We start from the raw sequence: 16,627 nt of genomic DNA on the forward strand, positions 1-16,627 counted from the left end.
TTGGCGACGCCCAGGCCGCCGGCGTACAACTCGCCGGGGACACCGATCGGCACCGGTTGGCCGGCCGGGTCGACGATGTCGACCGTGGTGTTCGGCAGTGGGCGTCCGATCGGCACGGCGCGGGTCGTGTCGACGGCCGTGACGCGGTGCACGCTGGTCAGCTGGGTGTTCTCGGTGGGTCCGTAGATGTTGAGCAAGGTGCAGTTGGGCACCTCGGTGAGGAAGTCGCGCGCCGCCCGGACCGACATGATGTCCCCACCGGACAGCAGCAGCCGCAGACCGCCGAGGTCCACCAGATGGCGTGGTTCGAGCCGGCGGAACAGCCCCGGGGTCAACTGGAGCACGGTGACGCCGGTGGCCGAGAAGAGCGCGCATAGTTCGTCCAGGGTCTCCGGTCCAGGTGGCGCAAGGGCGAGCGCGGCGCCGTTCAACAGCGCGCCGAAGACGTCGAACAGCGAGGCGTCGAAGGTCAGCGGTGTCGCCTGGGCCACCACGTCGTCCGGACGGACCTGGAGCTCGTCGACGTCGCAGACGAGAGCCGTGATGCCCTGGTGGGACAGGGCCACGCCCTTGGGGCGACCGGTCGAGCCGGAGGTGTAGACGACGCAGGCGAGGTCCGTCGGCTCGAACGGCCATGGACTCTAACTCGGAAGTAGACCTACTTCCTCCCGATTAGGGCCGCTTCGCGCAGCGGAGCGACAAGGACTAACCCCGAACCCGCGGATCAAGAGGTTGATCTTGGTCGAATCGCCTGGTCCAGCGGAGTCGCGTGAGTCCATCTGTTCGCGATCGGGCCCCAGCTTCAGCGGGACGGCGTCCGGGCTGATCCATCGCGCGCCGGCCCCGTCCATCGCGCCAGAGCACCCCGTGAGATGCCGCGTGGATGATCAACCGCCAGCCCAGCTCGGGGCCCACCGCGTCGGATCGTGGCCGACTCGGGTGCACAAAGCGTGCACCCGAGTCGGCGCGACGATCGGCAGTCCGTTACCGGCGGTCAGGCTTGACATCCGCCTCTGTTCTCTGTCAGGCGGGTACGAACTGCCACTGCTGGTTGGTACCGCCGTTGGCCGACCACTGCACGACCTGCGCTCCGTCGCTGGTCGAGGCGCCGTAGACGTCGGCTGCCAGTCCGTTGCCGCGGCTGACGATGGTGTAGTAGCCGTCACCGGTGGGCCGCAGGTACCACATCTGGTTGGTGCCGCCGTTGGCCGACCACTGCTGCAGTTGCAGGCCCTGCGTGGTGCTGCCGCCGTTGACGTCGAGCACCTTTCCGGAGGCGGTGTAGCGCAGGGTGTAGGCGTCCTGCGTGGTGCTGATCGTCCAGGTGGGGGTGCCGCTCTGCTGGACGGTCTTGGCGCCGTCGGCGGTGGAGTTGCCGGCGATGGCGAGGGGTTTGCCGCTGTTACGGTTGACGATGCGGTAGGTGCCGGGAGTGGGTCCGGTTCCGCTGCCTCCGCTGAGGTTGAAGTACTCGACCGCGTCGGTGAAGACGGTGCTGCCGGACTTCGTGGTCGACAGTTGCAGGTACACGCGGCTGCCGGTGGCGGGGGTGGTGAAGGACACCGGCTGGGTGACCCGTGAGCCGAGCGGGACGGTCAGGGTCGTGCTGCCGGACGCGACGACCGCACCGGTCGGGCTGTCGAGCCGCGCCGTCCAGGTGAAGCCCACCGACGTGTCGACGAAGTCGTCGTTGAACACGGTGATGTTGCGGGTCACCGTGGCGTTACGGGCATAGCTGGGCACCGCCTGCGGCAACGGGAAGGTGCCGTTCGAGTCCGAATTGCCGGAGGCCGACCAGAAGGGGAGGTCGACCGCGGCCACCGGGTTGAACGCCGCCTGCACGCGCTGGATCTGCGGGTTGCCCCACGGGTCGGGCAGGTTGTCCACGCCGTAGATGGGGTGACCACCCTCCTCCGGGGTGAAGTCGGTGCTCCGCACGCCGGGCACGACGCTGGCCCAGGCGGACAGCAGCGTGTACGGACGCAGGTCGGTGGCGCCCTTGCCGCGCTTGGCCAGGGTTGCCGTGGCGAACCACTCGAAGCCCTGCTTGTTGTTGCATGCCGGCCAGATGTACTCGCCCTCGCCGTCGGGTCGCCCGTTCACGGTGATCAGGCCCTCCCCGTACCTGCCGAAGCCGTCGACGTAGTGCGGGATAACCGCGAAGTTGGCGTACGTCATCCCGGGATACAGGCTGACATTCCCGCCGACGCCCACCTCGGCGATGATCGGCCGGGTGCCGTCGGCGCCGTTCATCGCCGCGTACAGCTCCTTCTCGAACTGTTCGGAATCCTGGCCGCTCTGGTTCGGCTCGTTGTTCTGACTCCAGCGGATGATCGCGGGGTGGTTGCGGTCGCGCAGGACCAGCGCACGGGCGTGGTTGACCATGTTGTCGTGCCCGACGGACTCCTTCCACTCCTGCGAGGATTGGGAGCCGCGAATCGCGACCTCGTCGATGATCATCAGGCCCATCTCGTCGGCGACATCCAACATGTAAGGGCTCCCGGGCTCCTGGTGGATGCGCACCACGTTGTAGTTCAGCCGCTGGTAGTTGTCCACCGCCTGCGGCCAGCCGCCGTTGCCGGACGACGGGGGCAGGAAGCCGGGCAGGGTGTGGTATGCGTCGCCCTTGCCGCCGTTGTTGATCCGGTCGTAGTCGGCACCCTGGAGGTTGTCGCCGCGGAAGTTGACGCGCACGCCGTTGAGGTAGTAGTAGTCACCGTTCTGGGTGGCCTCCCGGAATCCGAACCGGTACTCGGCGTCGCTCGTCCGGCCGTCGTCGGTGACGGCATGCACCGCCAGCCCGTGCAGCTGCGCCCGGTACCCCGACCGGTACGGCACGTTGGGCCACCAGTACGAGGTGCTGTCGAGGTTCCACGCGACCGGCCCGACGGTCACGGTCACGGTCGAGCGGGCCGCCACGGTGACCGTACGGCTGGGCAGTTCCGGGTAGCTGAAAGCCGTTCCGTTCTTGGACGACAGCGACCCGGTCAACGTCACCGACCGGGAACTGCCCGACGTGTTGCGCACCGTCACGTCGTAGGTCAGTGTCTTGTTCGCCACCGACGTACGCACGAATGTGTCGCTGACGTACACCGCCGGGTACACCCGCAGGAACGCGGACCCGAAGATCCCCTGCGGTACCGCCTCGGACCACGTGGCGGCGTCGGGCACCAGGTACCGGCCGTTGGATGCCTTCAACGCGCCGCGGCCCTTCACGTTCACGGTGATCGTGTGGGTGGTGCCGGCCGCCGCGTAGGCGCTGATGTCGAAGTTCGACGGGGTGAACGCCGTCGTCTGGGTGGCGACCACGCGGCCGTCGACCGACAGTGTCGCCTGGTGGTTGACCGCGCCGAACTCGATCCAGGTCGACTGGGGCTGCCCCGAGTCCGGCACGGTGATGCTGCGCGAGTACACCGCCTCGTTCACGGTGGTGAAGCCCTGTTTGTACCAGCCGCCACCAGGCACCGCGATCGTGGTCGCCGCCCGGCCCGCGGGCGTGAAGCCCCAGGTCCCGCTCAGGTCGACCGAGGCGATCGCGGCGTTCCCGGCTGCCACACCGTCAACACCGGCGGCGGCCACAGCCCCCATCGCGCCCGGCGCGGCCAGGGCCGACCGGGGGGTCGCCAGGGGCAGCCCGCCCAGCGTCAGGGTCAGGCCGAGCGCCACGGTCGCGGCAAGCCCTCTGGCCGACGCCGACAATCGGCCACCCCAATGGGCTTTCGTACGATGCACGGCAACCTCCTGTGACTCATCCGCCAGCTCCGCAACACCGGTTCAGGGCGCAGCCTCAAGGCCGAAACTCGAATCGATTCGACGAATCTGCCGGCGTCGCCGACCACCCCGGGAAGGGTGGCTACGGCCCGGATACATAGATATGTATTAATGGACCTATCGAGCGTGAAGTCAAGGTTTCACGACGGTTACTTCCTGCTCCCTGCGCCTCGCAGACTTCAAACAACCGCCGGTGAGTACGCCCCTTCCGGAGCGCTAGGGCATCGCGATCAGGCATTCCGTGTCGCCAGCTCACCGATGCGGCGTCGACGAATGGCGAATCGATTCGACTCTCCGATGCCCGGCCGCGTGACACGTCGAAGGCGTGGACAGCACTGCGGTCCTCGGAGAAGTCGGCGGGCACCCCGGCCCGACCTGTTCGATTCGAAACTGGGATTAGAGTGTTGGCAAGGAACATGCCTCGCCAGCATCACAGGCGGGCTACGGGAGCTTGATGGCGAGTGTATGACTGCGCAGACATGACAGCGCAATCATACATAACTATGGCCGGCGATGGGAGGTGCCATGACGCGACTGGCAAGGCCGGGTGGAAGCCCTCCGACGCCGCGCAGCGTGGACGTCGCGCGGCTGGCCGGCGTCTCCCAGAAGACGGTGTCCCGGGTCCTCAACGACGAGCCGTATGTCTCAGCCGACGTGCGCCGGCGGGTCCTGGACGCCGCCGAGGAGCTCGGCTACCGGCGCAACCAGGCGGCCCGGGCGCTGGCCTCCGGGCGGACCCGGTCGATCGGCGTGGTGACGCTCGGCAGCGCCTTGTACGGGCCGGCATCGTGGCTCATCGGCATCGAGCGGGCGGTCCGGAAGGTGGGCTACACGCTGCGGGTGGCCACCACGATCGAGGGCGACCCGGGCGGCATCGCGAGCGCCCTGGCATCGCTGCTGGACCAGGGCGTGGACGGCGTCGTCATCTCCGAGCCGATCGACGAGGGCGTCGGCCTCATCAGCGTGGACGTGCCGGTCCTGGTCCTCGGCGCGCCGCCCACCTTCACCGCGCCGCAGGTGGTGACCGCCAGGGTCGGCGCGGGCCGGCTCGCGCGAGCCGCGACCGAGCACCTGCTGGAGTTGGGGCACGCGACCGTCCATCACCTGGCCGGCCCGCAGCGGTGGTATTCGGCACGGGACCGTCTCGCCGGCTGGCGCGAGGCGTTGCGAGCCTGCGGCGCGGACGAGCCGCCGGTCGTCGAGGGCGACTGGTCGGCCGCGTCCGGCTACGCGGCGGGCCGGGAACTGGTCGGCGACGGCACCGTGACCGCGGTGTTCGCCGCGAACGACGACATGGCGATCGGTCTCATCCGCGCGCAGCTCGACGCCGGGCGCCGGGTGCCCGAGGACATCAGCGTCGTCGGGTTCGACGACATCCCGGTCGCCGCCTACGTCACTCCCCCGCTCACCACCCTGCGGCAGCCATTCGACGAGGTCGCGCAGCAGGGCCTCGCGCGGCTGGTAAACGTCATCGAGAAACCGGACGTCGAGCTTCCACCGGCGGCCGACCAACCGGTCGAGCTCGTCGTCCGCGCCTCGACGGCACCACCACCGCCCCGACCGATCCCGGGACGCGGCCGCCGAGCGACCCCCCATGCCCACGGTGGCCCGCATGATCAGCCCGCCGGCAGCGAAGTCCCCTCCACCCAGCCCTGATCAGCGTCAATCCGTCCATCCACGGGGCACGTCACCCGAGGCCCGCACCGGCCGTCGCTGACGAGCGGCGGAAGCACCCGCGCGGACGCGCACCTCTCTCGATACCCCTCCTGTCCCAGCACCCCGTTGCCCAGCGCGCCGGCCCCCGCCCTTTTGATGGGAGTTCACCATGGCCACATCGCCCCCAGGAGGTCCTCGCGCCTGGCAGCCGCCATGGTGTCCGCCGGGCTTCCAGGACACGCCGAGTGTGGGTGCGGCGTCGTAAAATCCGCTGAGTTGCATCATCCGCCCGGGGACAGGCTGACCAGTCGGGTTCGGGCTCGTAGTGGGAGTCGACACCGCAGAGTTCCAGTCCGCGCCCAGAAGGGTGACGGTGTCGTCGAGTTGTTTGCCGGGGTTCCGTGGTCCGAGGCGGATGACCGCGACCATGAGCGGGCAGTCCGCGCCGATGCCCAGTCCAACCTCTTCTGGGACAAGCGGATCGGCGCTCGCCTGTTTCCAAGGTGCAGGGCGAAGAACAGTTGTAATCCCGGCCCGGCGGGGTGGCGGCCGAAGGAACTGGCCGCCACCCCGCCTCACCGCCGTGCCATGGTGGTACGGGGTTGTCGGACCGTCAGCTACGGGTAGCCCATTGCTGGTTGCCGCCTCCGTGGCACGCCCACAGGTTGAGTTGCGTCCCGTTGGCGGTGCCGTTGCCGACGGCGTCCAGGCAGAGTCCCGACTGGACGGAGGTGATGGTCCCGTTGCTGTTCCGGTTCCACTGCTGGTTCGCGCCGCCGTTGCAGTCCCAGATCTGGACGACGGTGCCGTTGCTGGTGCCCGATCCGCTGGCGTCCAGGCACTTGTTGCCGTAGACGGTCAGGGTTCGGTTGGCGGTGTGGGTCCAGCGCTGGTTGCTGTTGCCGTGGCAGTCCCACAGCTGCACCCGGGCGCCGTTGCTCGTGCTGGAGTTGGCGACGTCGATGCAACGGCTCGACTGGCCGCCCGCGATCATCACGTTCGCCTGGCCGGCCGGCGGCGTGGTCGGCGGCGTGGTGGTCGGCGGCGGGGTGGTCGGCGGCGGGGTCGACCCGAACTGGGTGAAGAACCGCCACACCTCAGGCTTGACCCAGCTTCGCGCGCCGCTCTCACAGCCGGCACATCCGTCCACCGGGCCCTGCTGGTGGCCGCCGTCGAACGGGGCCCAGGCCACCGGGTAGCCGGCCCGACACGAGTAGGTGGTGATGATGTGGGTCAGGCTGCCCCGCGCGGGCTCGGGGGCGTTCTGCGCAGCGCAACCGTTGTTTCTGAGCCACCTGTCGCGTAGTGACCGGCCGCTTTGAATGTTGTCGTTGATGCCGTGAATTCCCAGGTACGCCACGGGCTGGGTCCCACCGCTGCAACCACTGATCTCGCCGGGGGCGGCGATGGCCGCGACCGCGCGGAACACCGTCGGCCGCGAACACGCCAACGAGTAGCTCATCGCGCCGCCGTAGCTGAACCCGACCGAGAAGCGTTGCGTGGTGTCGACGCAGAGCGCGTTCTCGATCACGCGGATCATGTCGTCGGTGAAGGTGACGTCCTCGCCGTTGGTGTTGGCCCAGCCGTTGTTGATGCCCTGGGGGGCGACGAAGATCGTGGTGTTGTTCGACTGCGACAGCATGCCGTAGTAGGCCCAGGCGTAGCCGTCGGTTCCGCCCGAGGCGACGGCACTCGCGGTGCCACCCAGCCAGTGGTAGCCGAAGGCCAGCCGGTGCGGGTAGGTGTTGTCGTAGCTGTCGGGGAGCCGAAGGATGAAGCTGCGGCTCTTGCCGCCGCTCTGGATGGTGTGGGTGCCGCTGTTCAGTCCCGGGGCCTTACCGCAGCCGGCAGTGGTGGCCGCCGAGGCCGGTGGGGCGTCGGTGAGGACGTACGCGCCGACGGTGACCAGGACCAGGGCGGCCAGGATCGCCCCTATCCAGGGGGCCGAGCGTTTACGAGGTGACACAGAGTCGACTCCTTACGGGGAAGCTGCCGTCCGGCTCGGGTGTCAAGCCGGCGACCGCTACTTGAGCCACACCCGGCTGGACGTGAAGGCGTCACCGAAGCGCCGACGTCAACACGGACGGCGGTCGAAGCGGCGGCCGCAGACGTCGACCGGCCCGGTGTCATCTCAGCCCTCCGGACGGGACGCGGGCAGGTATATATCGATGCCTATATTCGTATGACGTACGACGTTCGTCAAGTCCCTGCTGCTGTGGGCCATCAACCAGCAACGCATCGCTTACGGCCAGACCGTCACCGTCGGCCCACCCATGACCGCCGCCGGCCGCCGCACCATCGCCCTGGACCACACCACCGCACGGGTGGACCGTGCGGTGGACCATGGCCGCAGGGGCCACGATCAGCCAACTGTGGAACGGCACGCTGAGCACCAGCGGTTCGTCGGTGACGGTGCGCAATGCCGCGCACAACGGTTCGCTGGCCGCCAACGCCTCGACCACGTTCGGATTCCTCGTCAACGGCGCACCGGCCACGCCCCCGCTGACCGTCACGACGCCATAGCACGCCGATCAGGGTGCGCCGGGTGGTGCGCCCATCACACGGATCTCAGGAATGCCCGCGTGCCCCGGTGTCCGTCCTGCGCACGGCCGGTCAGGATGCCGGGGGTACGGGTGATCACGCCGTACCCCCGAACTGCTGCTTGCGGCGGACGTAGACCCCACCCGGCCAGCTCGTCGAGCATCTCCAGGGCCATCATCCACTTCGGCCGGTATCGCTGGTCCACGACCAGCTACGATGCCGCCCGTCGTCGGATCTGGTCGATCTGGCAGTTGGCGACCTTCCGAGGGTGCCGGAGTACTGCCGGGCCGCACGCTCCGGGGCCTTGCCGTCCTTGAGGAATCCGGTGCTAGGACGGATGTCCCCACACCGCAACGGGGCTCCTCGGCACCGCTCCCGGTCCTGGGCGGTCAGGGGCCCAAGGTTCGTCGCCCACGGACAGAGGTGGCGACTCGGCCCGGGGGCGGCGTCGGGCGAGGTCAGCGCCGGCCTGGTCGCGGTGGCCTGGTCCATCCCACGGTTGTCGCGGGTGACCGTCGCGACCAGGCCGTCGAGGTGAACAGGGTGTTCAGGGCCGTCGCTACAGACCCAGGCTGCGCAGGGTCGGCACGGTCTGGCCCACCCAGGCGAGATCGGCGTCCTCGCGGGCACCCTGGGTGCGTTGTGTGCCGGCCAGAAACCACAGGAAGTAGGTCGTGTAGCCGGGCGCGCTGACCACGGTGTGGTAGCCCTCGGGCATCATCTGCATCAGATGCTCGCGGATGGTGGCGTTTTCCTCGTACCCGTCGTCGGTGTAGACCCGGCTGATGCCGAACCCGTCAACCGGGTTGACGCGGTAGTAGTACATCTCCTCGTGTGCGGCCTCGGCGGGAAGGTCGTCGACCCGGTGCCGGTGCGGCGGGTAGGTGCTCCAGTTGCCCGAGGGCGTGTAGGTCTCGCCGACGATGAGCCGGCGGGCGGGCAGGTCCGGTTGGGCGATCTCGGTGAGGATCTGGTGGTAGGTGCGGCCGAAGTTGGCGGCTCCCCAGCGGCCGGTCGCGACCTGCTCCGGCGCGATGACGTAGGGCTCGGTGGCCAGCTCACTGGGTGCGCTGGGCAGGGCGATCTCCACGGCGGTGACGGCCTCGACGGTGATCGAGGAGCCAGCCGGGAGGTAGACGGAGTGCGGCTTGCCGGAGAAGACGTCCGGACGCTGGCCGACCTGCGGGAAGTGGTGGCCGGCGACGGTGAAGTCGGCGGTGCCGCCGAGAATGACGGCCAGGATCTCCCGATCACCGGACTCGCCGGTCCAGGACTCGCCGGCCGACAGCCGCAGCAGGGTGAAGTCCAGCAGCCGGCAGGGATTGAAGGGCAGCGTGTTCCGGCCGTCGGCGGCGGGGATGGAGCAGTGGTAGCGGTAGTCCATGGTCACCTTTCGGAGGAGGCGGGGCAGTACGGGTCCGTCGCGGCGGTCACCAGGGGCTGGTCCAGCCGGGGATCGTGGCGCGGGTGAGGGCTTCCAGGTAGAAGTAGTCGCCCCACAGGGTTCCCTCGTCGACGCCGACGCCCTTGGGTTTGTCGTAGACGCCGTGCAGGATCAGCGCGTTCGAGACCTGATGGCCGCCGGTGGAGTAGTGGTCGATGAGCGAACGCAGGATCTCGGCGGCGGCTGTGCGGTACCGGCCGGCGCTGGCCGGGTCGGTGAGGTTGTCCGCGAGTTCGAGCAGGCCGCAGACGGCGATGGCCGCGGCGGAACTGTCCCGTTCCTGGCCGCTGCCGTCGCCGAACTCCAGGTCCCAGTACGCGACGTGGTCGGCTGGCAGGTGGGCGAGGAACCGGTCGGCGCAGGCGCTCGCGGCGGCGAGCAGCGCGGGATCGCCGATGTGCCGGTGGTTGAGGCTGAACCCGTAGATGCCCCAGGCCTGCCCACGGGCCCAGCAGGAGTGGTCGGCGTGGCCCTGTTCGGTCTCGCCGCGCAGCGGCACACCGCTGTCCGGGTCCCAGTAGAAGGTGTGGAAGGTGGTGCCGTCCGGGCGCAGGATGTGCCGGCGCAGTTGAGCGGTGTGCCGGCGGGCGGCCGCGGCGTAGCGGTCGTCGCCGGTGGTGTGGCCGGCCCAGAAGAGCAGTGGCGTGTTCATGAGGCTGTCGATGATGGTACGGCCGCGTTGGCGCGGATCGTCGAGGTCGCCCCAGGCCTGGATGATACCGGCGGGTTCGAGCACGCGGGTCATCAGGTGGTCGGCGGCGGCGAGAGCCGCGTCCCGGGCCTGCGGGTCGCCGGTACGGCGGGCCGGGTTGACGCAGGCGAGGGTGTAGAGGAACCCGAGGTCGTGGGTGTCGAGGTCGATGCCGTGGTTCACTCGCGACGCGAAACTGTCCACGTGGGACAGGGCGGCCCGCAGGTGACGGTCGTCACCGGTCAGGTCGTGCGCCAGCCAGAGCATGCCGGGCCAGAAGCTGGTGGTCCACCCGACGTTGGCGCCCTCGGGCTGGCCGGCGCTCGGTGGCCGGAGCGGGTAGCGGTCGGCGTCGGTGGTGTCCGCGGGATACCGGTCGCCGAAGGTGACGATGTTCGCGTCGACGGTGCGTACCGCGGCGGCCACCGCAGCCGCCAGAGCCTCGGCGTCGGAGTGGAGACGGACGTTGGTTGCCGTCATGGATGCTGTTCTCCCTCGTGGGTCCGGTCCGGTGCCGGGCAGGTGTGTCATCGACGTCCCCGCTCGCTGGCCGGAACGTGGTGGTCAGGTGCGCTGGGCTGCGGCCGTCGACGGGTCGAGGACGGCCCGCAGGGTGAAGCGGCTGTTGGCCCAGACGACGTAGAGCAGCGGCGCGGCGGCGAGGCCGAGCGCGATCGCGGGCCGGGCCGCTAGGAGCTGGACGAGCAGCGCAAGCACGAGCAGAGACGCGACGGTGAGGTACCACCGGCGCACCGCCAGATATCCGCAGGCACTGGCCACGTCGCGCAGCGGCGCGGTGGGTCGCTCGGCGACGGTCACCAACCCGAGCAGCGTGGTCGCGACGGTGAGGACGATCAGGGTCGCCAGTACCGGCAGGGCGAGTGCCCCGACCCGGTGGCCCCACGCGGCGCGGGCGTCCACGGCGAGCACCACCAGGGCGGCCATGGCTACCGCCGTCCAGAGCATCGCCGGCCGGGCGGTGGCTCGCCAGGCACGTCCGTAGGTGCGCAGCACGCCGCCGGAGTCGCCTGCGGAGTAGGCGGACATGACCGCGAAGACCGCACAGAGCCCGGGCGCGCAGAGCGGGGCGGTCAGCGCGTAGAGCGGCCAGGAGCGCGCCGCGTCGGTGGTGAACGCGAGGGTCACCATGGGCAGGCAACCGAGCACCAGCAGCAGGTTGGTGACGAGCGCGACGTGGACCCCGTCGAAGACGGCGGTGATGGTGTGGTGGCGTGGCCGCATGGACCTCACCCCTTCAGTCCGGTCGTGGCGATGCCCTCGATGAAGTGGCGTTGGCCGAGCAGGAAGATGACCGCGACGGGCAGCACGGACAGCACGGAGCCGGTCATGATGAGCGCGTACTCGGCGTTGTACTGGGAGATGAAGGTGTTCAGCCCCAACTGGATGGTGCGCAGCTCCGGACTGCGCAGGTAGACCAGCGGGCCGAGGTAGTCGTTCCAGGTGGTCACGAACGTCAGCAGGGCCAGGCTGGCGAGCGCCGGCCGGGACAACGGCAGCATGATCCGTCGGTAGATGCCGAACTCGCTGAGCCCGTCGACCCGCGCCGACTCGCTGAGTTCCTCGGGGATCGTCTCGTAGAACTGCTTCATCAGGAACACGCCGAACGCGCCGAACGCCTGTAGCGCGACGATCGACCACAGGGTGTTCGACAGGTGCAGCTTCGACATGAGGATGAACTGCGGGATCATGTACGACTGCCAGGGCACCGCGATCGTTCCCACGTACGCCAGGAAGAGCATGTTGCGGCCGGGGAAGCGGACCCGGGCGAAGCCGTAAGCGGCGAAGCTGCCGGTGAGCACCTGCAGGACGGTGACGAGCACCGACAGCAGCAGGGTGTTCCACAGCCACGTCGTCATGTCCGAGCGCTGCCAGATGTCGAGGTAGTTCCGCCACACCACGGGATCGGGCAGCCAGGTGATCGGGATGGTGAAGACGTCGTTGTTGGTCTTCAACGACGCCGCCACCATCCAGTAGAACGGCAGCAGCAGCCCGACCGCCGCGAGCACGAGGGTCACGTACCCCACGAGCCGCCAACCCCGGAGCCTGACACGTCGGGTGGGTGTCCCGCGGTGGCCGGGCGCGGCGACGGCCGGTGCGGGCACGGAGAGGTCGGTCGCGGTCATCAGCTGTTCCTCCGCTTGTTGACCATGAACTGGATGACCGTGATGCCGAAGCAGATGGCGAACAGGACGATGGAGACCGCCGAGGCGTAGCCGAACTGGTTCTCCTCGAAGCCCTTCTGGTAGATGTACTGCGAGAGCACCAGTGTCGACTGGCCGGGCCCGCCGCCGGTCATCACGAGAATGAGGTCGAAGACCTTGAAACTCTCGATGGTGATCAGCACGGTGACGAAGAAGGTGGTGTGTCGCAGGCCGGGGAGGGTCACGTGCACGAACCGCTGCCACGCTGTGGCGCCGTCGGTCTCAGCCGCCTCGTAGAGCTGGGCCGGAATGGTCTGTAGGCCGGCCAGGAACAGCAGCATGTAGTAGCCCATGTAGCGCCAGGTGCCGACGATGATGACCGCCGGCATCGACCAGGTCGACGACGTGGTCCAGCCCGGCGGGTCGTCCACCCCCACGGCGCGCAGGAGCGCGTTGACCGGCCCGTACTCCGGACTGAACAGTTGGTTCCACACGATCGCGATCGCCACGATCGAGGTGACGTAGGGGAAGAAGGCGACGGTACGGAAGAACCGCACGCCGCGCAGTCTGCGATTGAGCAGCAGCGCCAGCCCGAGTGCGGCCGCGAGGGTCAGCGGGATGTGGAAGACCGTGTAGTAGACGGTGTTACGCAGCGCGGTCCAGAAGCTCGCGTCGCCCCACATCCGCCGGAAGTTGGCGGTGCCGGTCCACTCGGCCACCCCGAAGACGTTCCAGCTGGTGAAGGCCACGTAGAACAGCACCGCGACGGGTAGGAGGGTCAGCACGGCGAAGCCGACGAAGTTGGGCAGGATGAACGACCAACCGGCGACCGTGTTGTGCCACACCAGACGCCGGTTCCTGGGTCGCGTGCGCGGCAGTGTTGCCATAGGGATTCTCCGGGGGCGTTCGACGTGGCGGCGGGTCCGGCAGGCAGTTCAGCCGCGCCGGGCCCGCCGTGAGTTCACTGGTTGAGGACCTCGTTCTTGGCGCGGGTCTGCGCCTCGCTCAGCGCCGCATCGACGCCCTTGCTGTTGGACAGGATCGCCGAGTGCGTCTCGTTGAGGAGGTTCTGCAGACCGGCGGTGTGTTTCGAGACCGGGTTCTCCGGCTTGATGGTGTGCTTGGCGTAGGCGAACTTCGACAGGTCGTCCTGCGGTACGCCGTCCAACCCGAACAGCGTCGCGGTGACCGCGTCGGTGACCTGGGCCGGGGTGATGCCGATCCCGGCCAGCGCCTTGCCGGCATCCGGGCCGGCCGCGTACTGGAGGAATGCCTTGGCCACGGCGACCTTCGACTTGCTGATCTTCGGGTTGATCCCCAGGCCGGTCGGGTCACCGAAGGTGACAGGTGTGGCGGAGGTGCCGGTGGTGGACTTGTCGAACTGCGGCACCGGGGCGATCCCCCACCCGAACGTGTCGGCGTCACCGCTCTTGCGCTGGTTGAGCAGCGTCGCCACGTACCAGGTGCCCATCGGCAGCAGCGCCGACTGCTGCTTGCCGAACTGCGCCTGGTAGGTGAGCTTGTTGGTCTTCGCGGTGCCGAAGGTCGGCTGCGCGCCGGCCGCCTGCAGGTCCAGCGACCGCTCGTAGTACGGCTTCAGGTAGCCGAAGTCCCCGGAGAGCAGGTCCGCGCCGGGGGTCTGGGCGAGCGCGAATCCCTGCACGGTGGACTGGAAGGTGTGCTGGTACGCGCCGGTCGCGTTCGAGCCGGCCGCCTTCAGCCCGGTGTGCAGTCGCTTCGTCGCGTCGGTGTAGTCGTCCCAGGTCCAGCTGCCGTCCGGCGGTGCCACCTTCGCCTTCGCGAACAGGTCCTTGTTGTAGAACAGCACCCACGAGTCCTGCCGGTACGGCACCGCGTACGCCTTGCCGTCCACCTGGAACGACGCGAGCGCCGGGCCCGAGCCGAGACCGGAGATGGCGTCGGAGACGTCCAGCAGCTGACCACCGCTCTGGTACGTGTAGAAGTTCTTGAGGTTCTTCATCACGTACAGGTCCGGGGCGGTGCCGGCGGCCAGGTCCGTGATCATCTGGGTGTCGTAGTCGTTGCCTGCGGCGTACTCCTTGAGCTCCACCGTCACGTTCGAGTGGGTCGCCTTGAAGCCGTCGGCGAGCGTCTTGAACTCGGGCGTGGACGACAGACTCCAGCCGGCCAGGGTGATTGTCACGGGGGCGTTGGGGTCGACTGGCTCGTCTCCGCCGCCGCAACCGGCGAGAACAAGCGTCAGGGCCGTCGCGGCGCTGATGACGGCAGGTATCGCGCGCTTCATCCCTTTCTCCTTCAGGTCAGGGGCCCGGACGGGCCCGCACTGCTACCAGGCCACCGCGGTGGGCCCGGCATGTTCCGTGTCCAGCCGGGTCGACGTGCTGACCCCGTCGGGCCAGTCGACGGCCAGGTGGAGGCCGTGGGCGGCCTCGTCGGCCACGACCCGGCACGCCTGCCCGGCCGTGGCTGCCGGGGCCCTGGACAGCTCGAGAAGGGCGACGACCCATGCGCCCGGCCGGACGGGGTGGTCCAGCCAGGGCACGACCAGGTCGCCGGCCAGCGGCCCGCCGTGCGGAACAACGGTGGCACCGGCCGTTCCGCCGCCGTGAACGCTGTCGAGCCTGCTGGTCAGGCCGGCCCCCGTCACGGCCGCCACCCGGTCACCCAAGGTCGCCGTCGCGTTCCCGGCAACGGCCCAGCCGCCGATCCGCAGCCGCAGCGCAGCCGCCCCGACACCGTCGGCGAGGTCGTCGACGCGGGTCAGCCGGAGTTCCCAGGGGCCGTGGACCAGCGAGTACACCGTGAGGTGCCCGGCCGGTCGGGACCGGCCCCGGCGGCCGCCGCCGTGATCGCGTTGACCGGGATCCGGGTCGACCCAGTGGGCGAGGGCACGTGATCCGGCCACCCCGACGCCGTCGGTGTCGACGTACACGGTCAGCAGGCGCATGCCGGCGCGGTGGGTGACCCGACCCGCGTCGTCGACGAGGGTGACGGACTGGTCGAGCGGACTGACCCAGCCGCTGTCGTCGAGGACAGGGCTGGTGGCGGTGGAGTAGCCCAGCCGGGCGTAGAGCGGGGAGTCTCCGACGGTGGCGCCCTCGACGGCGTGGTCGGTGCCGTGGTTGACGACACGGACGACCCCGTCGGCGCGGGTGCCGGAGACCAGCCAGCCCGGCGCGGGTATCGCCCGTACCGTGTCCCGCTCCTCGACCGGGAGCGGCTCCTCGACGGCCGTCCAGACGGGATGGTCGGCGGGCAGCGCGATGCCGAGCAGACCCTTGCTGGCCCAGTACGGCGAGCCGGGCCCGGAGTACGACTGCGCCAGTCGCGGCCACGGCCCGTGCCAGCCGAGGGTGAGCAGGCCGCGTTCGTCCACGGCGCCGTTGGCGACGAAGTGGCGCACGATACGGGTGGCCGCGCGGCGCAACTGACCGAGGCTGACCGAGGACACGCCGGCGATGGCCCCGACCCAGAACGGCGCCGCCGCGGCGAATCGGTAGGTCAGGCTCCGTCCCTGGATCAACGGTGATCCGTCGGCGCCCACGAGCGCGACCGCATCGCTCAGGAAGCGGTCGAGGCCGGCCAGGTCCCGTTCGCGGCGCTGCTCGGCGAGGCCCGCGGCGCCGGCCATGCGCGCCCACAGCGTCGGGTACAGGTGCAGGGCCCAACCCACATAGTGGTCGTAGGCGCGGTCTGATCCGTCGGACATCCAGCCGTCGCCTCGGGCGAAGCCGTCATGGGTGCGCAGGTCCTCGGCCATCTCGTCGAGCGAGTGCGGCCCGCCGACCGAACGCAGGAACGTCTGGACGACCAGCCGGAACCAGACCCAGTTGATCCGTGGGTACGTGTCGTCGCCGACCGCCGGGCGCAGATAGTCCACTACCCGCTCCCGCACCACGGGCGGCAACCGGTCCCAGATCCACGGACGGGTCAGGTCGAGGACCAACGCGATGGAGGCGGCCTCCACCTTCGCCTGGGGGTGCTCGTCCAGGCGCACCCAGCGGTCCGGACCGCTCGGGTCGGTGCCGGCGGCGATGCCGGTCGTGTACCGGTCCACGAGTTCGTCCACGCCCACTCCCCGGGCACCCGCGATGCGGAAGCCGGCCAGCAGGAAGGTGCGAGCGAAACCCTCCAGGCCGTCGACGGCCCGTCCGTAACCGCCCGCCGGCCCGGGAAAGGTGACGAGGGCGTGGCCGGGCGACGCGAACGGCCGGACGGCGGCGAGCATCCGGTCGGCGAGGGCCAACCAGTCATCCCGGTGCCAGGTCGCGGCGGGGGCGGCCGGGTTCGTCCCCGGTGTCGGCCGGCCGGCCGTCCCGAACGTCATCCGAGGTCCTGTCGCATCAAGCCGTCTCCGTGAAACGTGGCGAGCGGGGCGTT

At 69.5% G+C, this 16,627-nt stretch carries 11 protein-coding genes and 2 pseudogenes; 2 read left to right on the forward strand and 11 right to left on the reverse strand.

Annotation, left to right across the window (positions count from 1 at the left end; translation table 11 throughout):
* Positions 1–2: 2 nt before the first annotated feature.
* Positions 3–617 (reverse strand): annotated as a pseudogene (locus J7462_RS33575) (AMP-binding protein); the annotation flags it as partial.
* 406 nt (positions 618–1,023) lie between these two features.
* Entirely contained in the window at positions 1,024–3,732 is a 2,709-nt protein-coding gene (locus J7462_RS09140) for an RICIN domain-containing protein (protein WP_219463477.1), read from the reverse strand.
* A gap of 564 nt (positions 3,733–4,296) precedes the next feature.
* Between J7462_RS09140 and J7462_RS09145 the strand changes: the two genes are divergently transcribed.
* Positions 4,297–5,427 (forward strand): LacI family DNA-binding transcriptional regulator, encoded by a 1,131-nt coding sequence (locus tag J7462_RS09145; protein WP_219463478.1) that lies wholly within the window; start codon positions 4,297–4,299, stop codon positions 5,425–5,427.
* Between the two features lie 613 nt (positions 5,428–6,040).
* Here J7462_RS09145 and J7462_RS09150 read toward each other — a convergent pair.
* Positions 6,041–7,393, reverse strand: a complete 1,353-nt coding sequence (locus tag J7462_RS09150) for a ricin-type beta-trefoil lectin domain protein (RefSeq protein WP_219463481.1) — start codon at positions 7,391–7,393, stop codon at positions 6,041–6,043.
* 377 nt (positions 7,394–7,770) lie between these two features.
* Here J7462_RS09150 and J7462_RS09155 point away from each other — a divergent pair, with 377 nt between their 5' ends.
* Entirely contained in the window at positions 7,771–7,950 is a 180-nt protein-coding gene (locus tag J7462_RS09155; RefSeq protein WP_219463483.1) for a cellulose binding domain-containing protein, read from the forward strand.
* An 82-nt stretch (positions 7,951–8,032) separates the two neighbouring features.
* Here the strand turns inward: J7462_RS09155 and J7462_RS32925 are convergent.
* The 8 genes and pseudogenes from J7462_RS32925 to J7462_RS09195 all read right to left on the reverse strand — a co-directional run.
* A pseudogene (locus J7462_RS32925) lies at positions 8,033–8,215 on the reverse strand (IS701 family transposase); the annotation flags it as partial.
* A 312-nt stretch (positions 8,216–8,527) separates the two neighbouring features.
* Positions 8,528–9,352, reverse strand: a complete 825-nt coding sequence (gene iolB, locus J7462_RS09165) for a 5-deoxy-glucuronate isomerase (protein ID WP_255598374.1) — start codon at positions 9,350–9,352, stop codon at positions 8,528–8,530.
* Positions 9,353–9,398: 46 nt separating this feature from the next.
* Positions 9,399–10,583 carry a glycoside hydrolase family 88 protein gene (locus tag J7462_RS09170; RefSeq protein WP_219463485.1) on the reverse strand — a complete coding sequence of 395 codons (1,185 nt, stop codon included), beginning with the start codon at positions 10,581–10,583 and terminating at the stop codon, positions 9,399–9,401.
* An 84-nt stretch (positions 10,584–10,667) separates the two neighbouring features.
* Entirely contained in the window at positions 10,668–11,345 is a 678-nt protein-coding gene (locus J7462_RS09175; RefSeq protein WP_219463487.1) for a hypothetical protein, read from the reverse strand.
* Between the two features lie 5 nt (positions 11,346–11,350).
* A complete protein-coding gene (locus J7462_RS09180) occupies positions 11,351–12,247 on the reverse strand; it encodes a carbohydrate ABC transporter permease (protein ID WP_219463489.1) in 897 nt (298 codons plus the stop codon).
* Positions 12,247–13,110, reverse strand: a complete 864-nt coding sequence (locus J7462_RS09185; protein WP_308290840.1) for a sugar ABC transporter permease — start codon at positions 13,108–13,110, stop codon at positions 12,247–12,249. Before J7462_RS09185 ends, J7462_RS09180 begins: the two co-directional genes overlap by 1 nt.
* Before the next feature lie 116 nt (positions 13,111–13,226).
* Complete coding sequence (locus J7462_RS09190) at positions 13,227–14,531, reverse strand: ABC transporter substrate-binding protein (RefSeq protein ID WP_219463492.1); 1,305 nt, start codon at positions 14,529–14,531, stop codon at positions 13,227–13,229.
* A 42-nt stretch (positions 14,532–14,573) separates the two neighbouring features.
* Entirely contained in the window at positions 14,574–16,574 is a 2,001-nt protein-coding gene (locus J7462_RS09195) for a DUF2264 domain-containing protein (RefSeq protein ID WP_219463494.1), read from the reverse strand.
* Positions 16,575–16,627 lie beyond the last annotated feature (53 nt).

It is taken from the genome of Micromonospora sp. RL09-050-HVF-A (genome assembly GCF_019374995.1).
Lineage (GTDB): Bacteria > Actinomycetota > Actinomycetes > Mycobacteriales > Micromonosporaceae > Micromonospora > Micromonospora antibiotica.

Excerpts from the sequence above, each read along its gene's own strand:
- J7462_RS09190 (WP_219463492.1), bottom strand. The coding sequence starts at position 14,531 with ATGAAGCGCGCGATACCTGCCGTCATCAGCGCCGCGACGGCCCTGACG.
- J7462_RS09155 (WP_219463483.1), top strand. The coding sequence starts at position 7,771 with ATGGCCGCAGGGGCCACGATCAGCCAACTGTGGAACGGCACGCTGAGC.
- J7462_RS09180 (WP_219463489.1), bottom strand. The coding sequence starts at position 12,247 with ATGACCGCGACCGACCTCTCCGTGCCCGCACCGGCCGTCGCCGCGCCC.
- J7462_RS09170 (WP_219463485.1), bottom strand. The coding sequence starts at position 10,583 with ATGACGGCAACCAACGTCCGTCTCCACTCCGACGCCGAGGCTCTGGCG.
- iolB (WP_255598374.1), bottom strand. The coding sequence starts at position 9,352 with ATGGACTACCGCTACCACTGCTCCATCCCCGCCGCCGACGGCCGGAAC.
- J7462_RS09175 (WP_219463487.1), bottom strand. The coding sequence starts at position 11,345 with ATGCGGCCACGCCACCACACCATCACCGCCGTCTTCGACGGGGTCCAC.
- J7462_RS09195 (WP_219463494.1), bottom strand. The coding sequence starts at position 16,574 with ATGACGTTCGGGACGGCCGGCCGGCCGACACCGGGGACGAACCCGGCC.
- J7462_RS09145 (WP_219463478.1), top strand. The coding sequence starts at position 4,297 with ATGACGCGACTGGCAAGGCCGGGTGGAAGCCCTCCGACGCCGCGCAGC.